At 44.8% G+C, this 25,843-nt stretch carries 23 protein-coding genes and 2 tRNA genes; 2 read left to right on the top strand and 23 right to left on the bottom strand.

Translation table 11 applies throughout. The annotated features are described in order from the left end of the window. Positions 1-273: 273 nt before the first annotated feature. From lysS to spoIIE, 14 genes are all read right to left on the bottom strand, one after another. Positions 274-1,758: a lysine--tRNA ligase gene (gene lysS / locus NLX67_RS19465; protein ID WP_254313056.1), complete on the bottom strand. Its 1,485-nt coding sequence runs from the start codon at positions 1,756-1,758 to the stop codon at positions 274-276. A gap of 14 nt (positions 1,759-1,772) precedes the next feature. Then, entirely contained in the window at positions 1,773-2,771 is a 999-nt protein-coding gene (gene dusB / locus NLX67_RS19460) for a tRNA dihydrouridine synthase DusB (RefSeq protein WP_254313054.1), read from the bottom strand. 20 nt (positions 2,772-2,791) lie between these two features. Further along, positions 2,792-3,304, bottom strand: coding sequence for a 2-amino-4-hydroxy-6-hydroxymethyldihydropteridine diphosphokinase (gene folK / locus NLX67_RS19455; protein ID WP_254313053.1), 513 nt, complete (start codon positions 3,302-3,304; stop codon positions 2,792-2,794). Further along, on the bottom strand, positions 3,301-3,666 hold the full coding sequence (gene folB, locus NLX67_RS19450) for a dihydroneopterin aldolase (RefSeq protein ID WP_254313051.1): 366 nt from the start codon (positions 3,664-3,666) through the stop codon (positions 3,301-3,303). Before folB ends, folK begins: the two co-directional genes overlap by 4 nt. Then, entirely contained in the window at positions 3,659-4,480 is an 822-nt protein-coding gene (folP, locus tag NLX67_RS19445; RefSeq protein ID WP_046181276.1) for a dihydropteroate synthase, read from the bottom strand. The genes folB and folP overlap by 8 nt, the downstream gene beginning before the upstream one ends. Before the next feature lie 81 nt (positions 4,481-4,561). Continuing rightward, on the bottom strand, positions 4,562-5,482 hold the full coding sequence (cysK, locus tag NLX67_RS19440; RefSeq protein WP_254313049.1) for a cysteine synthase A: 921 nt from the start codon (positions 5,480-5,482) through the stop codon (positions 4,562-4,564). Between the two features lie 144 nt (positions 5,483-5,626). Further along, positions 5,627-6,502: an Hsp33 family molecular chaperone HslO gene (hslO, locus tag NLX67_RS19435; protein ID WP_254313048.1), complete on the bottom strand. Its 876-nt coding sequence runs from the start codon at positions 6,500-6,502 to the stop codon at positions 5,627-5,629. 13 nt (positions 6,503-6,515) lie between these two features. After that, positions 6,516-7,280 carry a type III pantothenate kinase gene (locus tag NLX67_RS19430; RefSeq protein ID WP_254313047.1) on the bottom strand — a complete coding sequence of 255 codons (765 nt, stop codon included), beginning with the start codon at positions 7,278-7,280 and terminating at the stop codon, positions 6,516-6,518. A 106-nt stretch (positions 7,281-7,386) separates the two neighbouring features. Continuing rightward, positions 7,387-9,396 (bottom strand): ATP-dependent zinc metalloprotease FtsH, encoded by a 2,010-nt coding sequence (ftsH, locus tag NLX67_RS19425; RefSeq protein WP_254313045.1) that lies wholly within the window; start codon positions 9,394-9,396, stop codon positions 7,387-7,389. Between the two features lie 104 nt (positions 9,397-9,500). Further along, a complete protein-coding gene (gene hpt / locus NLX67_RS19420; RefSeq protein WP_046181281.1) occupies positions 9,501-10,055 on the bottom strand; it encodes a hypoxanthine phosphoribosyltransferase in 555 nt (184 codons plus the stop codon). 23 nt (positions 10,056-10,078) lie between these two features. Further along, positions 10,079-11,440, bottom strand: a complete 1,362-nt coding sequence (gene tilS / locus NLX67_RS19415; protein ID WP_254313044.1) for a tRNA lysidine(34) synthetase TilS — start codon at positions 11,438-11,440, stop codon at positions 10,079-10,081. Between the two features lie 31 nt (positions 11,441-11,471). Then, the gene (locus NLX67_RS19410) at positions 11,472-12,362 is read right to left on the bottom strand and encodes a protein kinase domain-containing protein (RefSeq protein WP_254313041.1); all 891 of its coding nucleotides are present in this window, start codon (positions 12,360-12,362) and stop codon (positions 11,472-11,474) included. Next, positions 12,346-13,047, bottom strand: a complete 702-nt coding sequence (locus tag NLX67_RS19405) for a hypothetical protein (RefSeq protein WP_046181283.1) — start codon at positions 13,045-13,047, stop codon at positions 12,346-12,348. Before NLX67_RS19405 ends, NLX67_RS19410 begins: the two co-directional genes overlap by 17 nt. Positions 13,048-13,100: 53 nt before the next feature. Beyond that, the gene (gene spoIIE, locus NLX67_RS19400; RefSeq protein WP_254313040.1) at positions 13,101-15,575 is read right to left on the bottom strand and encodes a stage II sporulation protein E; all 2,475 of its coding nucleotides are present in this window, start codon (positions 15,573-15,575) and stop codon (positions 13,101-13,103) included. A gap of 188 nt (positions 15,576-15,763) precedes the next feature. On the opposite strand from spoIIE, the gene NLX67_RS19395 reads away from it, so the two are divergent. Both NLX67_RS19395 and NLX67_RS19390 read left to right on the top strand, forming a co-directional pair. After that, positions 15,764-15,837 (top strand) — tRNA-Met (locus NLX67_RS19395). Between the two features lie 163 nt (positions 15,838-16,000). Then, a tRNA-Glu gene (locus tag NLX67_RS19390) sits at positions 16,001-16,072 on the top strand. A 307-nt stretch (positions 16,073-16,379) separates the two neighbouring features. Here the strand turns inward: NLX67_RS19390 and NLX67_RS19385 are convergent. The 9 genes from NLX67_RS19385 to mfd form a co-directional block, all read right to left on the bottom strand. Then, positions 16,380-16,820 carry a S1 domain-containing RNA-binding protein gene (locus NLX67_RS19385; RefSeq protein ID WP_046181284.1) on the bottom strand — a complete coding sequence of 147 codons (441 nt, stop codon included), beginning with the start codon at positions 16,818-16,820 and terminating at the stop codon, positions 16,380-16,382. A gap of 87 nt (positions 16,821-16,907) precedes the next feature. After that, positions 16,908-17,306: an FtsB family cell division protein gene (locus NLX67_RS19380; RefSeq protein WP_046181285.1), complete on the bottom strand. Its 399-nt coding sequence runs from the start codon at positions 17,304-17,306 to the stop codon at positions 16,908-16,910. 17 nt (positions 17,307-17,323) lie between these two features. Further along, complete coding sequence (yabQ, locus tag NLX67_RS19375) at positions 17,324-17,794, bottom strand: spore cortex biosynthesis protein YabQ (RefSeq protein WP_046181286.1); 471 nt, start codon at positions 17,792-17,794, stop codon at positions 17,324-17,326. Continuing rightward, positions 17,791-18,051 carry a YabP/YqfC family sporulation protein gene (locus NLX67_RS19370; RefSeq protein ID WP_052728635.1) on the bottom strand — a complete coding sequence of 87 codons (261 nt, stop codon included), beginning with the start codon at positions 18,049-18,051 and terminating at the stop codon, positions 17,791-17,793. The genes yabQ and NLX67_RS19370 overlap by 4 nt, the downstream gene beginning before the upstream one ends. Positions 18,052-18,134: 83 nt before the next feature. After that, positions 18,135-18,395 (bottom strand): RNA-binding S4 domain-containing protein, encoded by a 261-nt coding sequence (locus NLX67_RS19365; RefSeq protein WP_046181288.1) that lies wholly within the window; start codon positions 18,393-18,395, stop codon positions 18,135-18,137. Further along, entirely contained in the window at positions 18,392-19,858 is a 1,467-nt protein-coding gene (gene yabN / locus NLX67_RS19360) for a bifunctional methyltransferase/pyrophosphohydrolase YabN (protein ID WP_254313039.1), read from the bottom strand. Before yabN ends, NLX67_RS19365 begins: the two co-directional genes overlap by 4 nt. Positions 19,859-19,865: 7 nt before the next feature. Next, positions 19,866-21,422: a putative polysaccharide biosynthesis protein gene (locus tag NLX67_RS19355; RefSeq protein WP_254313038.1), complete on the bottom strand. Its 1,557-nt coding sequence runs from the start codon at positions 21,420-21,422 to the stop codon at positions 19,866-19,868. 79 nt (positions 21,423-21,501) lie between these two features. Next, the gene (spoVT, locus tag NLX67_RS19350) at positions 21,502-22,038 is read right to left on the bottom strand and encodes a stage V sporulation protein T (protein ID WP_046181313.1); all 537 of its coding nucleotides are present in this window, start codon (positions 22,036-22,038) and stop codon (positions 21,502-21,504) included. An 87-nt stretch (positions 22,039-22,125) separates the two neighbouring features. After that, complete coding sequence (gene mfd, locus NLX67_RS19345; protein ID WP_254313037.1) at positions 22,126-25,647, bottom strand: transcription-repair coupling factor; 3,522 nt, start codon at positions 25,645-25,647, stop codon at positions 22,126-22,128. Between the last annotated feature and the right edge of the window lie 196 nt (positions 25,648-25,843).

The raw sequence follows: 25,843 nt of genomic DNA, 5'->3' as shown, positions 1-25,843 counted from the left end.
CAAGCATCTTATAATAGAAGTTTCTTGCTTAAAACGTTGACGTTTTTATTGATTTTGTTCAGTTTTCAATGTTCAATGTGTCATTTGCGACTTTAATATCTTAACATTTCCTTCAAGTGATGTCAATCACTTTTTTGAGATGTTTTTCAACTTCGTTGTTCTATGTTACTGACAACGAATATAAATATACCATCGTGTTTCTTTAGACGCAAGCATTTTTTTAATTTTTTTAAAAAAATTAAACCTCTGGTGTTTCCACCAAAGGTTTGTTTATTAATCTTTATGTCTCATAAGTGGGAATAACAGCACGTCACGAATCGAAGGAGCGTTTGTTAACAGCATAACAAGACGGTCAATGCCAATACCCAGCCCACCTGTTGGCGGCATACCGTATTCGAGGGCTTCGATAAAATCATCGTCCATTTCATGCGCTTCATCATTTCCTTGCTCACGTTCTTTCAACTGTGATTCAAAACGTTCGCGCTGATCGATTGGATCATTCAATTCAGTAAACGCATTGGCATGTTCACGGCCAACGATAAATAATTCAAAACGATCTGTGAAGCGCGGATCATCCGGATTCTTTTTTGCAAGAGGAGAAATCTCAACTGGATGTCCATAAATAAAAGTAGGCTGAATAAGCTCTTCTTCTACTTTTTGTTCAAAGAACTCATTGATGATATGACCAAATTGCATCGTTTCTTTGTATTCAATGCCGTGTTCTTTGGCAAGTGCACGAGCTTCTTCGTCACTCATTTCTTTCCAAAAATCAACACCCGTGTATTCTTTTACAGCATCAACCATATGAAGACGACGCCATTCCGGCTTCAATTCTACCGTATACTCGCCGTATTCAATGGTTGTTGTCCCAATTACTTCTTCAGCCACGTGAGCAATAACATTCTCAGTCAAGCGCATAATATCGCTATAGTCTGCGTACGCTTCATATAGTTCAATCATTGTAAATTCCGGGTTGTGACGCGTAGATATGCCCTCGTTACGGAATACACGGCCGATTTCGTATACCTTTTCCATCCCGCCTACGATTAGACGTTTTAGATGCAGTTCAATGGCAATCCGCATGTACAATTCCATATCAAGCGCATTATGATGTGTCACAAACGGACGGGCAGCAGCTCCACCAGCAATGGAATGCATCATTGGTGTTTCTACTTCCAGGTAACCGTTGTTATCAAGGTAGCGGCGCATCGATTGGATAATACGGCTGCGGGCGATAAATGTTTTTTGGCTTTCTTGGTTCGTCATTAAATCTAAATAACGCTGACGATAGCGCTGTTCAATATCTTTCAAACCGTGGTGCTTGTCCGGAAGCGGGCGAAGTGATTTCGTTAAAAAGATGTATTCTGTTGCCTTAACTGACAACTCTCCGACGTTCGTTTTAAAGACTTTTCCTTTAATCCCGACAATATCGCCAAGATCTGTCATTGTGAACAAATCATATTGTTCTTCTCCAACGGCATCTTTTCGCACATAAATCTGAATTTGTCCGCTTAAGTCCTGCACGTGGGCAAAGCCTGCTTTGCCTTTCCCGCGCTTTGTCATAATACGGCCAGCAATGACTACTTCTGCTTCTTTCGTTTCAAGCTCTTCTTTTGAAAAGGAATCAAATTGGGCAGAAATGCTTTCTGCTGTATGCGTACGGTCAAACCGGCCGCCAAACGGATCGAGGCCTTTTTCTTGTAAAGACCGTAATTTTTCTCTTCTGACCAACAACTGGTCGTTTAATTCTTCACTCATTCCGTTCACTCCTATTAAACCGCCTGGATAGACGCTTCTTTTTCTTCTACTTCACCGACAAATGTTGTTAAAAGTGTGGCAAGTTCATCTCGTGTTTCACATTCATTAATTTCTTTGCGCACTTTTCCGTTACCACGAATACCTTTTAAGTACCATGCTGCGTGCTTTCTCATTTCACGTACTGCCACGTTTTCATTTTTCAAACCGATTAGACGATCCAAATGAAGCAGGCATACATCTATTTTTTCACGTGGCGTCGGCTCACCGATTAATTCACCCGTTTCAAGGTATTGAACGGTTTGATAAATCATCCATGGGTTGCCAAGCGCGGCACGGCCGATCATAACGGCATCACAGCCTGTTTCGTCCAGCATTCGCTTTGCATCTTGCGGTGTTTGAACATCACCATTTCCGATCAATGGAATGTTAATGGACTGTTTCACTTCTTTGATAATATCCCAGTTCGAGTGACCTTCGTACATTTGAACACGTGTCCGTCCATGAAGCGCCACTGCCTGCCCGCCAGCGCGTTCAACAGCACGGGCATTTTCGACTGCATAAATATGGTCTTCATCCCAGCCCATACGCATTTTTACCGTGACCGGCTTATCGACTGCATCAACAACAGCAGATACCATTTCATAAATTTTATTCGGATCTAAAAGCCATTTTGCGCCAGCATCACATTTTGTGATTTTCGGAACCGGACAGCCCATATTAATGTCAATAATATCCGCATTCGTATTTTTGTCCACGAAGCTTGCAGCTTGAACGAGCGTTTCTCTTTCACCGCCAAAAATTTGCAGACTGAGTGGGTTTTCACGCTCGTCAATGTAAAGCATATTCATTGTTTTTTTATTTTGAAGTACAATCCCTTTGTCACTGACCATTTCAGCACACACCATGCCAGCGCCAAATTCTTTGACTGTGAGGCGGAAAGCGGAGTTGCATACACCAGCCATCGGCGCAAGCACTACCCGATTTTTCAATTCAACCGGTCCGATATTTAACATATATAATCACCTTTCTATTTTCACAAGCGGTAAAAGGCGTCCGCTGTTTTCCAAAGCTTAACGCCTTCTTTCCCTTCCACATTTTGTACATATTGCTCCAGTGGCAAACCTGCGTCAGGAAGTTCGATTGCTGCATCTATTTCTGCCAGCGGGATAAGCACAAAAGCACGCTCATTCATGCGCGGGTGAGGAATAATAAGACTATCTGATTTAATATTGTCGTGATTATACAGTAAAATGTCAAGGTCTATTGTGCGCGGACCCCATCGGATGACCCGCTTTCGACCAAGCTCGTTTTCAATTTCCATGCAGAGGGAGAGCAGTTCATGCGGTTCGAGTGTTGTTTCTGCTTTTATAACGATATTAAAGAAAGGCGGCTGATCGGTGAAGCCAACGGGATCTGTTTCATAAATGGAGGAAACCGCCGAAACATGGAGTTCTTTTTGAGCGTCCAGGAGACTGATCGCTTCTTTTAAATACGCTTCTCGGTCACCAATATTCGTGCCGAGTGATAAATAGGCGATGTTGTTCATTCTCCGCGTTCCCTCGTAATTTCAATGGCGACAAAATCATAATGCCCAGGGATTGGGGGGTCAGGCTTTATAATTTTAACAGTGCAGGATTGAACAGATAAGAAACTTCCTAAAATACTTGCAGATATTTTTTCAGCCAATGTTTCTATAAGCTTTACCGGCTCTCCTTCCATCACGTTTTTGCACGCATTATAAATGTTTGCATAGTTGACCGAGTAGTCAAGGTTATCTGTTTCACCCGCTTTTTTTAATGAAACGTTTAATGTAACATCCGCTCTGAACCGTTGTCCCAGTTTGTTTTCTTCCGGAAATACACCATGATAGCCCCAAAACTCCATACCCGTTACATAAATTTTATCCACGCTTTTGCTCCTTTCCCATTAAGGCATCCATCATTTTCATCATTCTCGCGATCGGCTTCACGTCATGCACGCGCATAATGCAGCAGCCTTTTTGCGCTCCGAAGCAGCATGTGGCACCCGTCCCTTCCATTCGTTCGTCCACTGGCACATTCAGCACGTAATCAATCATCCTTTTTCGTGATGTGCCAAGCAGAACGGGATAGCCTAAAGCAATAACGCGATCTAAATTTTGCATCATTTCAATATTTTGATCCATTGTTTTAGCAAAACCGATACCGGGATCTATTATAATTTGATCATCCGCTACGCCTGCCTTTTTTGCGATCGTAATGCTTTCGTATAAATCATTTAAAGAGTCTCTCATAAAATTCGTGTAATTTATTTTTTCCCGGTTGTGCATTAAAATAATCGGCACTTGTTTTTCTGCGGCCACCGCGGCGATCTCCGGCTCTTTTTTCGCTCCCCAAATATCATTAATAATCGAAGCCCCTGCTTCTACCGCTTTTTCCGCTGTCCGTGCTTTAAATGTATCAATTGAAATTGGTACTTCTACAGCGGCTGCCACTGCTTCGATAACCGGAACAGTCCGGCTTATTTCTTCCCGGGCTGAAATCGGTGTGTAGCCGGGGCGTGTTGATTCTCCGCCGATATCAATAATGTGCGCGCCCTCAGCTGCCATTTGAACTGCATGCCGGACCGCCGCTTCGGTCTCATCGTAGCGTCCACCGTCCGAAAACGAGTCAGGCGTCGTGTTTAAGATGCCCATAATGTGTGTTCTATCTTGAAAATCAAGTATGTAATTTCTTGCTTTCATTCCTTACCAACGCTCCTTTTCCCTCTTATTTTAACATGAAAAAAAGCCAGGCTGCTTTAGACAGTCTGGCTTGAGGTCGAATTAATCAAATTGGTAAAGCGGTGTGCTCAAGTAACGTTCGCCGTTTGAAGGAAGAATCGCCAATACTTTTTTGCCTTTGCCAAGCTTTTCAGCCACTTGAATAGCAGCAGCAATTGCAGCACCAGATGAGATACCGCCAAGAATACCTTCTTCACGCGCAACGCGGCGGGCTGTTTCGAACGCTGTGTCATTATCAATTTGAATGACTTCATCATAAATTTTTGTATCAAGAATGGCTGGAACGAATCCTGCACCAATCCCTTGAATTTTATGTGGTCCTGGCTTGCCGCCTGAAAGAACCGGTGAATCTTTCGGCTCAATCGCAAAAATTTGCGCGTTTGGCCATTTTTCTTTAATGACTTGTCCAGCTCCTGTAATCGTACCGCCTGTACCGATCCCAGATACAAACGCATCAAGCTGGTCGAACTGCTCTACGATTTCTTTCCCCGTTGTTAAACGGTGAATTTCAGGGTTTGCTTCGTTTTCAAATTGCTGTGGCAGGAAATAGCCGTTTGCTTCCGCTAATTCTTTCGCTTTGCGGATGGCACCGCCCATTCCTTCTGGTCCTGGTGTAAGAACAAGTTCTGCACCGTATGCGCGAAGCAGGTTACGACGCTCCATGCTCATCGTTTCAGGCATAACAAGAATCGCTTTATAGCCTTTTGCCGCTGCGATCATCGCAAGACCAATTCCTGTGTTGCCGCTTGTCGGCTCAATTAATGTGCCGCCCGGCTGTAAATTGCCTTTTTTCTCTGCCGCTTCAATCATAGCAAGTGCGATCCGGTCTTTTACACTGCTGCCCGGGTTCATGTATTCAAGCTTTACATAAACATCTGCACTGTTTTCACTTACAACGTTGTTTAATTTCACAACTGGTGTTTGGCCGACTAAATCGGCTACTGAATTCGCTACACGTACCATTAATTTGTTACCTCCATTTTAAATGCCGAGTATTTTCATTGGTTATATAGAATTTACCAGCTTTTGATTGAAAAGTCAATTACTTTGATATAATTTCGGGAATGGTATACAAAAAACCTGCCAAAATAGACAGGTTTTTTTAAATTATACCTCTTGTTTTAAATGTTCAAGTTCTTCTTTCGAAAAGTGAAATATTTCATTGCAGAAATGGCATTGCGTTTCTGCGCCGCCGTCCTCATCAATCATTTCTTGAATTTCTTGACGACCCAGGCTGATCATCGCATTGCCGAACCGCTCTTTAGAGCATGTACATTCAAATTGAACTGGCATTGTTTCTAAAAATTTGACGTTTTCTTCACCAAGAATATAGTTTAAAAGCTGCTCTGGCGTCAAACCGCGTTCAATGAGCTTTGAGACCGGCTCCATCGTTGTGATGCGTTCTTCTAAAATGGCAATCGTCGCATCATCTGTATTTGGCATAAGCTGAATAATAAACCCGCCAGCCGCTAAAATGGTGTTGTCTGGATTTACAAGCACGCCAACTCCCACAGAGGATGGAACTTGCTCGGAAACGGCGAAATAATACGTAAAGTCTTCTCCAAGCTCTCCAGAGACGATCGGCGTCTGGCCGCTGAAATTTTCGCGAAGGCCCAGGTCTTTAACGACTGTCAGCATGCCCTCTGTCCCAACAGCCCGGCGGACGTCCAGTTTCCCTTGCTCATTTAAATCGAAATGCGTTTGCGGACGTGTAATGTAGCCGCGCACATTTCCATTGGCGTCGCTATCGACAAGAATTCGTCCCGCTTCGCCCCCGCCTTCAATTTTCAAGGTGATTTTTTCATTTCCTTTCATCATCGCACCCATCATGACACCCGCTGTCATTGCACGTCCAAGTGCTGCGGATGCCGTCGGCCACGAGCCGTGCCTTCTTTGCGCTTCACCAATTGTTTCCGTTGTATCTATTGCGTATGCACGCACCTGGCCATTAAAAGCCAATGCCTTCACTAAATAATCGCTCACAATCCTCTTCCTTTCATACATTTCGTTTATAAATTAACAAGAGTCCTTTTAACGTTAAATCCGAATCGACAATATCAATCATGCTGCATTCTTTGGCAATCAAGCCGGCCAGACCGCCTGTAGCGATAACCGTAGGATTCGTATTATTTTCTTTTTTTATCCGGCTGACGATGCCTTCTACCTGTCCGACATACCCATATAAAATCCCCGCTTGCATCGCTGAAACTGTATTTTTTCCGACCACTGCTTCCGGCCTTGTAATTTCAATGCGTGGCAGCTTCGACGCACGTGTATAAAGTGCTTCAGTGGAAATACCGATTCCCGGCGCGATTAACCCACCCATGTAATGGCTGCTTTCATCAATATAGCAGTAGGTTGTCGCTGTACCGAAATCGACGATGATCAGCGGCGTACCATATTCATGAATACCCGCAACTGCATTTACAATACGGTCTGCTCCGACTTCACGCGGATTTTCATATTTAATGTTTAACCCGGTTTTCACACCGGGACCGACGACAAGCGGCTTTACGTGAAAGTACTTTTCACACATACGCTCCAGTGCCGCCATAATTGGCGGAACGACAGAGGAAATAATGACCCCTTCGATTTGTTCGAACTGCAGGCCGTCATGCTGAAACAAGCTCTTGATCATCATTCCGTATTCATCTTCGGTTTTATTCCGGTTCGTTTCAATGCGCCAGTGATGATTCAACGTTTCCCCTTCGTATACACCGAGCACAGTATTGGTATTCCCTACATCCAGTACAAAAATCACCTTCACCACACCTGTCCGTCTAATTTTCGAGTTTTATCATAACATACCCTCCTAAAAAAGAAGAGAAAAGACGCCCGAAAAGAGTTCTTTTCGGACGCCTTCTTTGTTACACTTTTGGCCCGCCGCTATTCGGTGGGTTTTGGAGATCGTCGCGCACTTGGGATCCATCAGCCGCATCAGCCGGCAAGTTTGTCGTTTCTGTCGCTGGTGTTCCTTCTGTCTCCGCTGTTTCTCCGGTTTGTTCCGCATTGTCTTTCACAAGCTCGCCATCTGTGTCGCTGTAGTTACGCTCAGGCAGTGTACCGTGATCAGATAAATGCTTAATTTGTGCTGCATCAAGCGTTTCAATATCAAGGAGCGTGTTTGCAATGAGTTCAAGCTTATCGCGATTCTCCGTTAAAATTTGTTTTGCTCTCGCATAGCACTCTTTAATAATCGTCTGGATTTCCGTATCAATTTCATAGGCAATCCGGTCAGAATAATTTTGTTCGCTATTAAAGTCGCGGCCTAAGAATACTTGCCCTTGCGACTGTCCAAATTGAAGCGGTCCAAGCTTGTCGCTCATTCCGAATTCCGTGACCATGCGGCGGGCAATGCCTGTCGCACGCTGGAAGTCATTGTGAGCGCCAGTTGATACCTCACCAAAGATAATGTCTTCTGCTACACGGCCGCCGAGGAGGCCGGTGATTTTATCAAGAAGCTCTGGCTTTGTCATGAAATAACGGTCTTCTCTCGGCAGCATAACGGCATAGCCGCCAGCCTGACCGCGCGGAACGATCGTTACTTTATGAACGATATCTGCATTATCAAGCACAAGCCCGATGACCGTGTGGCCCGCTTCATGGAATGCAACAATTTTCCGTTCTTTCTTAGAAATGACGCGGCTCTTTTTCGCAGGCCCTGCAATAACACGGTCTGTCGCTTCATCGACGTCTGTCATGTCAATTTTCTTTTTATCAGTACGAGCAGCAACGAGCGCGGCTTCGTTCAATAAGTTTTCTAAATCTGCACCGGAAAATCCAGGTGTCCGCTGCGCGATTGCTTTTAAATCAACGGATTCGTGGAGCGGTTTGTTTCTTGCATGAACACGAAGGACTTCTTCACGACCCTTTACATCCGGACGATCAACCGTAATTTGACGGTCAAAACGGCCCGGGCGAAGAAGGGCTGGATCTAGAATGTCCGCGCGGTTTGTTGCAGCAATCATAATGATGCCTTCGTTCGCACTGAAACCATCCATCTCAACAAGCAATTGGTTCAGGGTTTGCTCTCGTTCATCATGACCGCCGCCAAGTCCTGCACCACGCTGACGTCCAACTGCATCAATTTCATCGATAAAAATGATACAAGGCGAGTTCTTCTTTGCATTTTCGAACAAGTCCCGTACACGGGATGCACCGACACCGACGAACATTTCAACGAAGTCGGAACCACTGATCGAGAAGAAAGGCACGCCTGCTTCACCGGCAACAGCTTTTGCAAGCAATGTTTTACCAGTACCTGGAGGCCCTACAAGCAGAACCCCTTTTGGAATGCGGGCGCCAAGCTCCGTGAATTTGCGCGGGTCTTTTAAAAACTCAACGACCTCGACAAGTTCTTGCTTTTCTTCATCTGCTCCGGCTACATCGTTAAACCGGACTTTTTTCTTTTCATCGTTGTAAAGACGCGCTTTACTTTTACCGAAGTTCATCACACGGCCGCCACCGCCGCCTTGTGCCTGGTTCAGTAAGAAGAAGAAGAAAATAAAGATAATGAGGAATGGGATAATCGTTGTGAAAAACTGAACCCACCCGCTTGTTTCTTTGGCTGGAAGAACTTCCGCCGTCGTGCCTTGAGATGCCTCATTAATTTGGTTCAGCATCGTATCGTTGCCTGTTACGTAAGCAACAAACACTTCACTTTCCTCTGCACCTTTTAATTGGCCGCGTATTTCATAAACACCGCGTTCAGGCTGAATCGTGAATTTTTCAACGTCATCCTGTTCAAGCGATGTCAGGAATTCATTGTATGTGACGTTATTCGTCGGTGCGTTATTGTTGTTGAAATAACTGACAACACCAATAATCACAAGAAAAACTAGTAAATAAAATATAGTGTATCGAAAAATTCTGTTCATTCCTTACCTCCTCCCGAGAAAAACTGACTATATGCAATGTTATCATACAAAAAGTTGGTGTTACAACTATTTGAACCTTCTTTTAGCCTATTCATTCTGAACGTTTATTCCTCTTCGGCCGCTGTGTAAATAGCTGGTTTTAAAACACCGATATATGGAAGATTCCGGTAGCGTTCTGCGTAATCAAGACCGTACCCAACAACAAATGCGTCCGGAACTGTAAAACCAATTGTGTCTGCTTTAATTTTCGCTTTTCGTCCAGTAGGTTTGTCTAGAAGGGTGACAATTTTCACAGACTTTGCTTTTCGGTAATGAAAAAGCTCTGCCAGATAGCTTAATGTCAATCCACTGTCGATAATGTCTTCAATGATTAATACATCACGACCTTCCACAGACGTGTTCAAATCTTTCACGATCTTTACTTCTCCAGATGAAACGGTCGATGCGCCATAGCTCGAAACGTCCATAAAGTCTATTTCAAGATGGGTATCCACACGTTTTACCAAATCAGACATAAAAGGCATTGCACCTTTTAGTACACAGACGAAAAGAGGAAAACGATCTTTGTACTCTTCTGTTAATTGAGCTCCAAGCTCTTTCACTTTCACCTGTATTGCCTCTTCCGAAATCAATACTTCTTCGATATCGTTACGTAACAATAGATTTTCCTCCCAAAATTGGTTCATTCCTTTTCATAAATCAACAGCAGCGGCCCGTCCCCTTCGTGAATCGACTTGCGGATTCCCGGTATCCACAGGATCGTGCCGTTCGCATCCGTTACAACTGGAATGTGGCCTCGGTATGCAAGTGGAACTTTTTCATCAATCAAAAGCCGCGCAAGCTTTTTAGAACCATTCATTCCTTTCAGCTGAATCCGATCCCCATCCTGCCGCATCCGGATACAAATCGGAATTGGCGTATCAGGATTCAAACGAAAACAATCTGCTCCGTCCGGACATCCGCTGTTGTTTGTCAGCGTAAATGTGCCAACGCCCCGCCGGTACAGCCGATCTTCCACAAACAGAAGATTGGGGTCACAGTCCGGTTCATCATCCGTTTCGTAGGCAAAGACGCACTGCTCGTTTATTTTGCGTACAGAAAGACATGATGGAAGGTTTAATCTCCCTGATGGGGCGGTTGTTTGAAGCAGTTGTAAAATGTGTTGAATATGTAGAAAAGAAAACGCTGTTTTTCCATGATAAAGATAGTTTAATATTAGATGAATCGCCCTTTTTTGTAAAGGCAGAGGCACCTCCTGAAACGGCTTGATTTGCAGTGACACGGATTCTTGTTTCCAGATTGTCATATTCTTTATTTGTTCCTCCGCCATCGCGCGCAGCAAACACTCATCTTCCTGACGTCCTTCCGCAAAATGCTGAATATGAAAAGAGGCTTTTGGATTTTCCTTTTTTAAAAATGCCAGCACCTGATGCCGGAACCGATTTCTCGTATATGTGTCTTTTTTATTGCTTGGATCTTCACGATAGGCGATCGAGTTTTCGAATGTATAAGCCCCAATATCCTCTTTCGTAACCGCTAAAAATGGACGAATAAGCTGGCCCCCGGCAAACGAACGAATCGCTGGCATGCCTGTCTGTGTATGTCCGCCCCGCGTCAGCTGCATCAAGACCGTTTCCACCTGGTCATCGGCATGGTGAGCCATTGCCAGCTTATTAGCGCCGAGCTCGTCCATTCCTTGTTCAAAAAGAGCGTACCGCACATGCCGGGCTGCTTTTTGAATACCAATTCGTGACACATCCGCTTCATGCTGAGCATCTGCTCTCCTGCCAAAAAAAGAAATATCTCTTTCCCGGCAAAACGATTCAACAAAACGCAAATCTTCATACGATTCACAGCCTCGAAGCATATGATCCACATGAATAGCACTGACGGAAATACCAAGCCTCGTTCGCTGTTTGTGCAACAAAGAAAGAAGTGCCATCGAGTCAATCCCCCCTGAGACCGCGACGGCCACATGATCCCCCCATTCAACCATTCTTTTTTTTTCCATAAACTGCTTTACGTTTTCTTCAAAAAAATGCACAGCCCCTGCGCCGCCTCTCTGCTTTTTCTTTTTAGTGTAACAAAAACAGCGTAAGGATGGCGGCAAAAGCACCCGCAAAGACCATCCATTTTTTCGAAAACGATATTGTCTGTTTTCGACTTTGCCTCGTTGTATTCTTTTTGGTAAAACAAAGAAGCAGTTCTTTTTTCATCGACAAAGCACTATCATACTCATTGTTGAATGCTTTTATTAAAACGGGTGCAATTAATTGCAGGGCAGGTGATGACTGAACAATATCCTCCAGTTTGCCTGTATCACCCAGCGCTTTTTGAACGAGCTGTTTATGTACAAGAGCGATGGCGAGTACCGCAGCACCAAATAAATCGTAGGAAGGCTCCGATTTTCTCGTTCCGGCCTGCCATGCTGCCCGGTCGTAAAGTGTTGTATATTCTTTCACGGACCGTCCAAACTTTGTAATTCCTCCTACATCCACTGCTCGTACCGTTTGTCCCCTGTCGGCTACAATAAAATTTTCCGGCTTTAAGTCGCCCATGACACTGCCTGACTTATGAAGCGGTTCGAGAAAATTAAGCAGCCAAATAAGGAGGATAATCGCCCATTCATCTGTTTTCTCTTTTATAAATGTATGAAGCATCGGCCCATTAATATACTCCATAATGTAAAACGGATAAATGACGCCCTTTTTTTCTGTATCATCCGCTTCAATGAAAAAAGGGCCGGGAGATGTTCCCCTGACCCGCTCAAGTGCTGTCAATGCATTCGTCTCAGACGCAACAGAAGCGGAGTCTGCAAATTTTAGCGCGGCCTGCCCGACTTTCCCGTTTACAAGATAAACAATTCCGTTTGCCCCGCGGCCAATTTCCCGCTCTACCTGCCACACGTGCCCTGTCCACTTTCCTTTAATCAAATCGCCGGGCCTTGCGTCATATCGATTTTTCATCGTATTCATCCATTTCCAAAAATGAAGAAAGTGCTTGTCTGATGGCGGGACCCGTCGGTGTAATACCACCAGATAAAAGCTGCGGGAACGATTCTGCCAATTTATTTGCATGAGTCGTCCAGCCAATCCGCTCTTCTGCCGCGCTGTATTTCCCAGGAAATGTCCATAATGAAAAAGAAGACGGACCGATCCGGGACTGCATTGTCATAGACAAATCGTAAAGCGCTTCTTTAACAGCAGGCAGCTTCATTTTCATACTGGCGCTCATGTCGGTAAGGACAAGCAGCTCAAGTGCGGCTTCTTCGCTGATGTCCTCCACTTTTTCCGCAATCTCGCTTCTCGTTGCCGGCGGCAATAATTCCACGTTTGTTTCTTTATTTAAAATGCCCCGAAGCTCTTCGTTGATAATGTTGTAAATTGTACCCGTCATTGCCTGCCTTGTGACGTTGACAACTGTTTCAGATAAAGAAGCAGCTTGCACAATCCGGCTCTCGCCCCCGCCCGCTTTTGCAATCGCTTCAATTTCACCCAGCCCCGAATCGCTTTCGCTGTCCTCAACAATGCCGATGACATTAACTGTAATGCCTCGCCGCCGGGCAAAAGCTGCTATCATCGCCGGATCCTCTCCCGTGTTGGAACAGCCATCTGTTAATAAAAGCAATTGCTTAATTGTGCCCATGTTCATGATTGTCCCCGCCTCTCATTCGTTTTCTTCATATTGGACTGAAAAAGATGATTTTATACAGCCCGGCGTCGTGTTGACCGTTTTTTTGTTTTTTCAGACGGTTTAATATCATACACAGGGATCGCTGCCCACTCCGGCACATTGTGTTCGATGCGTGCGACTGAAAGCGTCATATCATCTTTTATTTCATTCGATTGCGTCCGCATCACTTCATCCATCAATAAATCAGCAAAGTCTTGAGGATCGTTGGTTTCGATTGATTTGATTTTTCTTTTCATCCACATCTCGGCATTTTCAATGAAGTCTGCTCCTTCAAAAACACCATCACTCATCGTAATAAGCAAATCACCTGATTTTAATTGTTCTTGAACCGTTTCCACTTCAAACTGCTGCAAAATACCAATCGGCACATTGCCCGCTTCTACTTTCAGCACTTGGTCACCCCGTTTAATAAAACTTGGTGATGAGCCAACTTTTAAAAAAACAGTACGTGCGTCTTGAAGGTCAATAATCGCCAAATCCAGTGTAGAAAACACTTCATCGTTCGTTCGCAAAGACAAAATAGAATTAATTGATTTGACCGCCACCGTTTCCTCAATGCCGGACTGTAGAATTTGTTTTAACAAGCTGATCGTGGCACTGCTCTCATCGTGCGCCCGGCCCCCATAGCCCATTCCGTCACTGATCGCAAGAGCGAATTTCCCCGTTCCAATTTCAATGGCTGAAAAAGAATCACCGGATATGAGACCGCCGCCTTTTGCTGCATGAGCAAGTCCAGTCACGACCCGAAACGCTTTAGCGGAACGAAAAATACTTCTGATGCCTGAGCCATCATGCTGCTCATCTACAACAATGATGTACTCATTTAGAAGATCAGAAAGAATAGGTGCAATAATTTTTTCGCTTTCCCCGTGTCCTCTTGAATGAGGAATGGTCATTTCAATATCAACTGCTCCTTTTTGAACACTGAAAACGCTAATATCTGTAATTTCCATCCCAAATGATTCAATCGCTGTTGTAATTTTTTCTTCTTGTGAAATGTGCGTTTCTTCTTCCCGCTTCATCTCACCTGCAAAGTCTCTCATCACTTTCGAGACTCCTTCAAGCTGATCGGCGACAATTTTCCGACTTTCTTTCATTTGCTGTTTCAGCTTTTTATTCGCCCGGTAATACGTCAGCTGAGAACGAATTTCCGCTTCAACACGGGCAGGGCGGAAACAGTAATCCTCTAATTCTTTTGCTAAATGAGGAGAAAGCGAATCAGTCCCTGTATCCGCGTCCTCCAATATGTTTTTCATCAGCTTGTATGTCTCATCAAATTGATACACCCAGCACTGTTCTTTTTTAAAGCAGGTCTGGCATGTTTTTTCGGTAATGCCGCTTAAAAACAAATCCACTTCTCGTTCGGCTGTTTCGTGATGATGACCGGACTGTGAGAAGCTGCCTGCAAGCGCATCAAACAAATCTGAAAACTGCTCCATTCGATTGGCTGTTACATCCCGTACTTTTCGCAAATAACGCTGCTGTTCAATCGAATGCTCTGTTGTACCCGGTATTAATTTTGACAGATGGTCTGTCCATGTTTTCGGCGTTAAGCATAATAAAATGGCGGCGGCGGCTGATTCATACAAAGTAGCCATATCTGTCAAGTTTCCCTCTCCATAAAAACCAGCCAGCACTGTTGCTGTCATCAAGCCTGCAATTGCGCCGCCCCGTTTCCATTCTTTAAATAAGCCCCCCAGCAAACCGGCGAATGCCAAAATACTCATTTCATGAAAATCATTGACGCCGGCCAAGCTTAAGATAAGCCCGCTGACAACACCGGCTGCTGATCCAAATGCCGCCCCAGATAAAAAAGAAATAGCCGTAACCAAATATCTTGCGGCAATATGATCTGCCTCCAGACCACCGATCACCCACCCAGCCATCCCTGTTGCCGCGGAAGCAAAAACAATCAAAAGACTGATCCATTCTTCCGTTTTCAACGTCCGAATTCGTCCGGAAAGGGATAAAAACGGCATGCACTGCATAAAAATAAGCGTCAGGACGAATGCAAGTGAAGCCTCTACCGCCGCCAGTACTAAATCATACGCTGGTATAAATTCCGATCCATTTAATACATAAGAAAAGATACTTTTCACGGCGAGAGTCGTAAAAAAGACGAAAAAAGGAACGGGCGCTGTTTCTCCTTTATGAAGTGAACGAAATACCCGGTGGAGGATAAGAAAACAAAACAACAAAGCGAAGGCACTTGATGCCTGTATCGGTGAAATCGAAAGTGCTCCGGCCAGTACAGCTAAAAATACCCGCGGTGCCACATCTTTTTTCAACATAAATACCGCTACAAAAAAGGAAAGCGCAAATGGCGACAGTTGCGAAAGCAGCAATGCTCGTCCAAATAAAAAGCCAGCCGGCACCAAAATCCATCCGCGATCCAGGAGGATAAAGGCCGTTTTCCCCGCAAATCCCTTTTCCCATCCTTGGCCTAGAACCGCTTCCCCCGTCATTCCCTGCTCCGCTCTTTGCACAAAACCACTCCTTTTTAATCGTTACCGTGAAGTATAAAAGATCGTTTGCTCAAACTTTGTCAAACGAAGGAAATAAGCTGGAAAAATCGTTCGACAAAATTATAATGAACATTTATTGAAAATAATATTGACTTTTTATCATCCCGCCGTTATTATAGATTTTGTGCTGTTACAGACACACACAATTTGGCGGTGTAGCTCAGCTGGCTAGAGCGTACGGTTCATACCCGTGAGGTCGGGGGTTCGATCCCCTCCGCCGCTATAAAAGAAAAGCGGAGTTTGCCCGCTCAGGAGCGATAGGCATAAGAGATGAACAAAGGTTAAGAATGCGACGTCCTGTCGCAACACCTTTGTGACTCACCTCTTGTGAGCCTCCGAGCTTCTGGCGAACGCAGCTAGACATTACATTACTTCAGTCTCATAACGGCCCCTTGGTCAAGCGGTTAAGACACCGCCCTTTCACGGCGGTAACACGGGTTCGAATCCCGTAGGGGTCATACAGCAAAAAAGATCGGTGAGCATTTGCTCACCGATCTTTTTTATTGGACCTATTGTTTTGCATCTGTGTACTCTTTTACCTTACCCAGACGCTCCTATCGAATCGTTTCTCTCACCCTCTGCTATTTTTCACAAAATTATAGCCTACTCCCGATTTTTCACTTAGAGCAATAGTTGGTCCTTTAAAGGGAAATGCTTCTGATTCGCTTCCTTTCATCCAAAAATGAAAACAAGTCCCGAATTATACTATTCGGGACTTTAAAATAAATGTTTATTGCGTATATATGGGATCGACAGGGAGCAGCGTTATCCGCGTCTTCCGCCTCTTCCGCCTCGGCGTGAGTCTGTTTGACGCTTTAATGTTGAGATGCGTTCTTCACTGTCTTTTAAGAAACGGGCCACTCTCGATTCAAAGTTTTCGACTGGCGGCTGTCCTCCGCCGCGCGGTCCTTTTCGGAAATCACCCTGACGCTGTGGACGCGGACGATATTGCGTTTGCTGCGGTGGCGGGTTATCTTTTGCTTTTCGAATCGATAAGCCGATTTTGCCATCTTTCTCCACATTCAAAACTTTTACTTCCACTTCATCGCCAACTGTTAGATGATCGTTGATATCTTTGACGTAATTATCTGCCACTTCACTAATATGGACGAGACCCGTCGAACCTTCTGGCAGTTGTACGAATGCGCCAAATTTTGTAATTCCGGTTACTTTACCCTGTAACTTGCTGCCCACTTCGATTGACATAAAAAATTTGTTCCTCCTTAAAATTGTTCGAACCTTACTTATTATTATAGTACGTAAAAAAAGCGTGTCAACATGACACTGCTTTCTTTACTGTTCTGTATTTTGTACATTTTCGTTTTCCTCGGGTATATTGAAGATAATTTCTCCATCATCTGACAAAAAATAGTCTTTCCGAGCAAGCTCTGCAATATACTCATCATCTTGCAGGCGGACCAACTCTTCTTCGGATTGCTTTTGCTGCTGCTCAAGCCCAGACAGCGTTGATTTCGCCTCCGCAAGCTCCTGTTCTTTCTCTTTTAAACTGCCGGTCTGTGTGATCAAACCCGATAGAAGGGTACCGAGAATAATTAGTGTCACTGCAGTAAACGCAGCAAGCCTGCGCATTAATTTTCGCTTATGCTGCATCTTAAACATGGATCTTTTTTCTTCGCTCATGACAAAGGCATTTTTTAAGGAAGCTACTTTTTCTTTATTTAATCCGCGCATCGACGTTCCTCCAACATTTATTTTTTCATGCGGACAATTGCCGTCCACGGCCGCACGATCAGTACCTTTACCACCCATAATAATAGAAACTTACTCATTCTGGCAAGGGAAAGCGTACATTTTGCGATGAAAAGGATTGGAATCACAAAAAATATTCGAATAATTCCATAGACGACTCGATATAAAAAGCGAATACAGAAAAAAAGACCATCCACAAGCGGAAGAATAAAACGCCGCAGCCCTGTTATATACATCATGCAGCCAGCCAGCCAAAAAAGAAAAAAAGACAGCCGGACAATGCCATCGTTTACATAGTATAAAGAAACGAATAACAAAACGGCATAATTGATCCAAAACAGCACATCCGTCAAAAAGACAACACCTTTTGTTTTCGGACGGATGCGGTGATAAATTTCAGCCATTAACCCGAAACAAATCCCCATCCCAAGCATTGCAATAGCTGTATCAAACTGCGTACCGAGGCTCATGTTGACCGTTTAAAGAATGATTTTCCCAAACCGCCTTCAACGTACATAAAAGCCGTGATGCGTCCTTCAATGGCTGCTTCTTTCTTGACCGTATCAAAATGCTTCATCTTCAGGCCCGTGCCGCGAATCTTTAACTTCCCCATGACTGTTTCGAGTAAAAATTCCGTGCTGTCAAACCGTTCCACCTGCATAACACCCGTTAACTCAATCATTTTACGCCCGTCCATTTTTACGGTATGGCTTTGTCTTATGTCCATTGCATCCATCCCCTTTATAGAAATGCTATGCATAGAAAGCCCATTTCATGAAAAAAACACCCGCCTTAAACGGATGCTTTCGATTAGTCGCCCAGCTGTTCTTCTTTAAGAAGTGTATACATGCCGGCTGCTTCTTCTTTTTTCGTTGTATCAAGCAATTTTTCAATTTTCACGGTCATGATATGACGACCAAGACGGATCGTCAGCTCATCGCCTGCTTTTACAGTTGAACTCGCTTTTCCTTCTGTTCCGTTAATCAAAATTCGGCCTTGATCCGCCACTTCTTTAGCCAGCGTACGCCGTTTAATAATCCGGGACACTTTTAAAAATTTATCGAGTCTCATTTTCTTTCCTCCTGTTTAGCTAAATCCCAAAATGAATCCAATTCATGAAGGGTAAAATCCGAAAACCGACGGCCGCTCTCGAGGACACGCTCTTCTACAAAGCTGAAGCGGCGGCGGAACTTGCGGTTAATTGCCTCAAGCGCTTCTTCTGGATGAATATCGTAAAAACGGGCTACGTTAATAAGGGTAAAAAGGACGTCGCCAAATTCTTCTCGCAGCTTGTCCGGCTGGTCCGATTCCGTTTCCACCAGAAATTCGGCCCATTCTTCTTTTACTTTAGCAATCGCACCCGCTGCATCCGGCCAGTCAAAGCCTGTTTTCGCCGCTTTTTTTTGAAGGTCGTATGCTTCCATCATCGCTGGCTGCCCTTTCGGAATGCCATCGAGCACTTTTTCTCGCTTATGTCCATTTTCTGCAGCTTTAATTTCCTGCCAGTTCGCTTTTACATCCTCAGCTGTTTCTGCTGTGGATTCACCAAACACGTGTGGGTGCCGGCGAATCATTTTTGCCGAAGTCGATTCAATAACATCATCGATTGAGAACATACCTTCATCCTCACCGATTTGTGCGTGCAGGAGCACTTGAAGCAAAACATCACCAAGCTCAGCAGCCACTTCACCGTCGTCTTCATTATCGATCGCTTCAAATAGTTCATACGTTTCTTCAAGCAAATACTTTTTTAAAGAAGCATGTGTTTGTTTAAGATCCCAAGGGCATCCATTCTCCGGGTCCCGAAGACGTGCAATAATACCGCGCAGCACCGAAAATTCACGATATGTATTATCTTCTTTTTGGACAGGCGGCACGTACACGCTCGTTAAGTTGTTTAGTTCCATCCCGTGATCAAGCTCATAAAGCGGCACGGTCCGAATCACTTCATGCTCACTTCCGGCCGCTGTTACAACCGTTACTTCATGTTCGGCCGGGTACTTTTCCATCAGGGTCAGCTTCACGTCTGAAGCGACGAGTGAATCATATACTTGGGCAATAATAATGTGGCTGAAAATATGAAGGTCATCCCGGTGTAAGGCTGTACCATCAAGCAGTTGAAAGCCATCTGCCGGGTCAATTTCTACACTTGTAAACAAAGCATCAAGAAAGCTTTGTCCGCCGGCAATAACAACATCCGCTTTTTCTGCCCGTTTTCGCTCAAGTAAAAGCTGAACCGTTTTTTCCGCCGCCATTGGATGGCCGGGAACCGCATAGATAACGGGTTCGTGGATGGCTTTTTCTAAAAGTTCTGCTACAATCTCATCGTATACCGCTTCAAACCGGTCATGCTTTTCGTAAATAGCATCAAAGCTTTCAAACTGAATGCCTTCTTTTTTTAATTCTGCTACAGCCGGATGCTCCATCGTCCGGAGCCAAACGGTTTTTGCCTGTTTCAGCAGCCGGTATACGCCAAGTGGCATTTGATTCAGATCGCCCGCACCAAGGCCGACAATCGTTATTTGATTCGTCAACTTTCCGTCACTTCCTTTTAGTCCGCATTTCTGCCCGTTTTGCCAGCTTTTCACCAAACGGCAGGATACGCAAGTCGTCATCATTCCATATTCTCCATTTTATCATGAAAACAAAAAACAAACAGGCACCGAGAAGCGCTCCGCTTATGGCAGCAGCCCCGTTCCATATTCTCCCTGCATCTGTTGGAATAATAAGTTGGATAAAGAGAAAAACTACTAACGCCATTAGGAGCACGGCTGCCGTTGTTTTAAAGACGAATACATGCGTTAAAAGCGGCGCACACTTTCTTTTCCACATAACCGACAAAAAACAAACACCGGCTAGAAGCGAACCTGCTGTCGCAAATGCGGCACCGTACAATCCGTATCCTGGAATTAAAAGTGCGTTTGCTCCCCATTTGACAGCGACCGTGATTACGGTTCCTGCGGCGGGTATCCAGTCATTTCCTCTTCCTTGAAAAACCGCGTTCATTACCGCCATCAATGAATAAAAAAAGATCGATAATCCAAAAACAGCTAAAAATCCTGAGCCATCCGCCGTTTTAAAAAGCATCGTATTCAGCGGAATCATAACAGCAGCCAGACCGGCAGAAGCGGCGAGACCGAGCGCAAAACTGACACGCAGCGCCAGCTGGCTGAATGCGGCTTCCGCTTTTTGGTTTTGTTCTTTCCATGCTTTCGAAATCAGTGGAACAATAGTTAATGAAATAGACACAGCTGCCACAACACCAAGCTGCAGCAACGGCTGGCCGCGATCAAAAATACCTTTCCACTTTTTCGCGTCCGCTGCCGCCATATCAGAGTCAATTAGTCCGCTGTACACTTGAAAAGAATCTGCCAGCTGTAAAAAAACAAGCGTCAATGCAGACAAACAAACCGCCGTCCCGCGTGTGATAATCTCCACAGCTGTCCTGCGGTCAAACAGAAACAAAATACTCCGCTTTTGCTTTCGGCTGTACTGCCAAACGACAAAAGCAGATACTGCCATTCCGAACAGTGATCCAATAACAGCACCAAGTCCCGCTTCATACAGTGTTCTACCCGACAAAACAGCATAAGCTGAGAAAAGTAAAATAGCCACGATCCTAACAGACTGTTCCGCCATTTGAGAGGAGGCTGTCAGTGCCATATTGCCGCTTCCTTGAAACGTTCCCCGCTTCACCGCAATATACGGAACAAATAAAAAAAACAACGCACTGCATTGAATGAGCGGCTTCAGTGCTTCATCACCCATTGATGAGGCCATCCACCCGGAGCTGAAAAAAAGCAATAAAAAAGCGATAAAACCCATCATACCAATTGTTATAAAAGCGGTATGGACAGCCACCTGACTTCTCCGTTCATCCGCCTTTGCCACTATACGGGATAATATAACCGGAAAACCGGAAACAGCAAGCCCTGCGGCAATTCCGTAAAACGGATACACTTGTTGATAAATATAAAAACCGGTATCCCCAACTATATTTTGAAAAGGCACACGGTACACCGCGCTTAACACTTTTACAAATAACGCGGCGATTGTCAGCAAAACCGCTCCTTTTAATAATGACTTCTCTGTTTCCACGCGACCACCTCAGTGACTACTTTACTCATTTTTATCCTGTTTGAAAAGAAAAATCCGGCTCCCTATAAGGGATGCCGGATTAATGCTCCATTTGTTTACCGAAAAAAGCCGCAGCGACGAACGCCGCTTTTTGTTCAGCCTCACCGGCTGAACGTTCTTCTGAAAATAAAACAACAGCTCCAATGGTGTCACCAGCTGCAATGATCGGTGTTATAAAATACGATTCAGTTTCTACTGTGCGGCCATCGGTTAATTCAACATCACGCCGCTCATTGCTTTCAGCTGAACGCCTTTCCTGAATGACCGATTCCACAATCGGACCGATTTTTCGTTCTACAAAGTCTTTCTTTTTCACACCCGCAGCAGAAATAACGGTATCTTTGTCACAAATAAGCACTGCGTAGTGCAGGCTGTCATGCAGTGCTTCTGCATATTCCTGCGAAAAATCACCCAGTTCTGTAAAAGGTGAATATTTTTTTAAAATGACTTCGCCGTCACGATCTACAAAAATCTCCAGCGGATCCCCTTCTCGAATTCGAAGTGTACGGCGGATCTCTTTCGGAATAACCACACGGCCAAGATCATCAATACGTCGAACGATACCTGTAGCTTTCATCATGGACTGCCTCTCTTTCGCCATCAAAATATCAAAACCATTTCTTGGCGTTAGTATCTTTCAGGAGGAAGCATTCTATACATGAAACTATACTTGTTTTTTTGCCATTTCCAGCTCTTTTATAAGTTCAAATGCAGCATTAAACCAACCTTGCTCCGGCGCTTTTTTCGGGTCGATCGTTATTTTCAGGCGCTGTTCTTCCATTCCCAACCCGCACATGCGGCCAAACTTGGTGCAAATGGCGAACACCTTGGAGCCATCAATTTCTTTTGTCCCTTCATCGCTCATTAAAATGGCAACTGTGTCTTTTGATTGCTTAATGGATTCCAGCTTCGTTTTAGCCGCATAAATTTTCATTTCTGCCACTGTAAACAAATCCGCCACTTCTTGCGGGTAGTCGCCAAAGCGATCGGTCATTTCTTCTTTCAGCTCATCTATTTCATCAAACGAATCCGCTGAACGGAACCGCTTATACATATCAATTTTTTGTGCACTGTCCGTAATATACGCATCTGGAATATATGCATCAATGGTCACATCTACTTCGAATGAAGGCGCCTTTTTCTCTTTATCGCCGCCTTGTTTTTGTTCAATCGCTTCTTTCAGCATTTGTGAATACAAATCAAAACCGACCGAGTCGATAAAGCCGTGCTGCTGGGATCCAAGCAAATTACCCGCACCGCGGATCGATAAATCGCGCATCGCGATTTTAAAGCCTGAACCGAGCTCGGTAAATTCTTTAATTGCTTGAAGCCGTTTTTCTGCCGGTTCAGATAGCACTTTGTCTTTCCGGTACATAAAATACGAATACGCGACCCGATTGGACCGGCCGACACGCCCGCGGATTTGATACAGCTGAGAAAGCCCCATCCGGTCAGCATCGTGAACAATTAATGTATTTACATTTGGAATATCGACGCCGGTTTCAATAATTGTTGTTGTCACCAATATGTCTGATTCCCCTCCTAAAAAGCCGAGAATAACGGCTTCAAGCTCTGTTTCTGTCATTTGGCCGTGCGCATAGGCAACCCGCGCATCTGGAACGAGCATCGAAATTTCATCGGCACGCCGCTCAATGTCTTCAACCCGGTTGTATAAGTAAAAAACTTGTCCGCCACGGGCAATTTCCCGCTCGGCTGCTTCACGGATAAGACCAATATTGTGCTCAACGACGTACGTTTGGACAGGAAAACGGTTTTCGGGCGGTGTTTCAATAACCGACAAATCCCGTACACCAAGCATCGACATGTGAAGTGTTCGTGGAATTGGCGTCGCTGTCAACGTCAGCACGTCCACGTTTGTTTTCATCTGTTTAATTTTTTCTTTATGTGTGACACCAAACCGCTGTTCTTCATCGACGACAAGCAGGCCAAGGTCTTGATACTGCACATCTTTTGACAACAGGCGGTGCGTACCAATTACGATATCGACCGTTCCTGCTTTTAAGCCTTTGAGCGTTTCTGTTTGCTGCTTGCGTGTGCGGAAGCGGCTAAGCAGGCCGACGTTAACAGGAAAGTCCTGCAGCCGTTCTTTCAGCGTTTCATAGTGCTGCTGGGCCAATATTGTTGTTGGGACTAAAATTGCTACCTGTTTGCCATCCGCCGCTGCTTTAAATGCCGCCCGGATCGCTACCTCTGTTTTCCCATAGCCGACATCGCCGCAAAGCAAGCGGTCCATCGGCTGTTCACGTTCCATGTCGCGCTTAATTTCTTGAATCGACCGCAGCTGGTCCTCTGTTTCCTCATACGGGAAAGCAGTTTCAAATTCACGCTGCATATCCCCGTCTGGTGAAAAAGCATAACCGCGTGCTGCTTCTCGTTCAGCATAAAGTTTAATTAAATCATCCGCAATGTCCTGAACTGATGATTCAACTTTCTTTTTCACCCGTTTCCACTCACTGCCGCCAAGCTTATAAATTTTTGGCTCTTTTCCTTCTGAGCCAACATATTTTTGCACGAGTTCAATTTGTTCAACTGGGACGAACAATTCATCTGTGCCCTGGTATTTAATTTTCAAATAGTCTTTATGGACGCCGTTAATTTGGAGCGTTTCAATGCCGAGGTACTTCCCGATCCCGTGATTTACATGAACGACATAATCGCCGGTCTTCAGTTCTGAATAACTTTTGATCCGCTCAGCGTTTGAAAGCTTTTGGCGCCTCTTGCTTTTTGGCGCTTTTTTATTAAACAGCTCCTGCTCCGTAACGACCGCAATCTTTAACAGCGGAAACTCAAAGCCGGATGTTAAAGCGCCAGGACCTGTTTGGACAATACCTTCGATCACTTCATTTTGATCTTTAATCATTGTGATCTCCATGCCATAATCATTCAGTGTCGCTTTTATTTTTTCAACCCGTTCCATCGTTTCGCCTAAAAACAGCACAGTTGTTCCAGCTTTTTTCCAACGCTCGACTTCTCCTTCAAGCACATTCATTTGACCATGGAAATTTTGCATTGAGCGGGCGGAAAAATTCACGATATTTTCCGGCTTCCCGCCAGCTGTCTGGCGCATAAACAACGATAAATATACAGAAGGCTGAACAGTTGCCTGAATTGCTTTTTGAAGAGTATGTGCGAGCGTTAAGCCATGAACTGCTTTTCCTTCTTCAATAAGAGTGGTATACCATTCTGCTTCCTCTTTTTCTAACGAATCACTAATTTCCTTAATTCGGCTCATTTCATCAAAAAAGACGACTCCACTTTCCGGCAAGTATGATGTCACAAGCGCCGTTTGATCGTAAAGAAGAGACGTATATTTGCCTAATTCATTGATGCGGATGCCTTGTTTTAACTTTTCAATATCCGCGCCTACATAAGAAGATAGCTGCTTTTTCACTTCCGGGCTGCCGATTTTCTTTAACGTGTCATCCAGTGCGTCCTGAAGTCGACCGGCCAGTGCAGCCAGTTCTTCCGCTGAAGCCGGCATTTCCGCCGCCGGACCAATCAAAATAGAGGTCATGTTTTCAATCGAACGCTGCGTATCCGGTGCAAACGTCCGGATGGAATCAATTTCTGTGTCAAACAGCTCGATTCGGACCGGATACTCAGACGTGAGCGGATAAAGGTCAATAATTCCGCCGCGAATGCTGAATTCACCCGGTGCGTACACCATATCCGCCCGCTCATAACCCATTTCCACGAGCTCGTGTTTTAGGCTCTCCAGTTCCACTTCTTCTCCAGATGTAAATGTTTTTTGAAGTCGCTTCCATCTATCTTTAGAAGGAAGCAGCTTTTTTAATCCAGCTACAGGCACAATATATATTCCAGTTCCTTGCAGTGCCAGATGGTTCAGCATCTCAATGCGTTGTGCGCGCAGCTCCGGGCTGGCAATACTGATTTCTGCCGCAATCAGTTCATTGGCAGCATACATATACACGTGTTCCTCTGGTATAAATTGAACGATATCGTCATACAGTTTTTGAGCTTGAAGCATATTGTATGTAATAATCATCACCGGTTTTTGAAGCTTTCGGTGTGCAGCAGCTGCGAAAACAGCCCGGAGTGAACCGGACAAACCTGCGGCCAGCTGTTCTTTCATCCCAAGTTCCATTCCATTGATGACAGATACTGCTTCATCATTTTTTAAAAATAAATCAAGTAAATGGTTCATCCCGATTGCTCCCCCTTTTCCAAAACAGAAAAACGCTTTGGGGCATACGCCCAAAGCTTTTTTACTTCATTTTCTAGCTCCAGGCGCCATCAGCTTGAGGGCTCACAGGATGTGAGTCACAAAGTCTTTGCGGCGTGATGCCGCAAAGACTTTGCTCTAAGCCAGCCAAGCCCTTCTGGAGGCAAAAAGCGCCTCC

The sequence above is a fragment of the Domibacillus sp. A3M-37 genome (assembly GCF_024213455.1).
Lineage (GTDB): Bacteria > Bacillota > Bacilli > Bacillales > Domibacillaceae > Domibacillus > Domibacillus tundrae.
The sequence above is the reverse complement of the archived record's forward strand: the minus strand, read 5'-3'. Positions and strand labels throughout refer to the sequence as shown.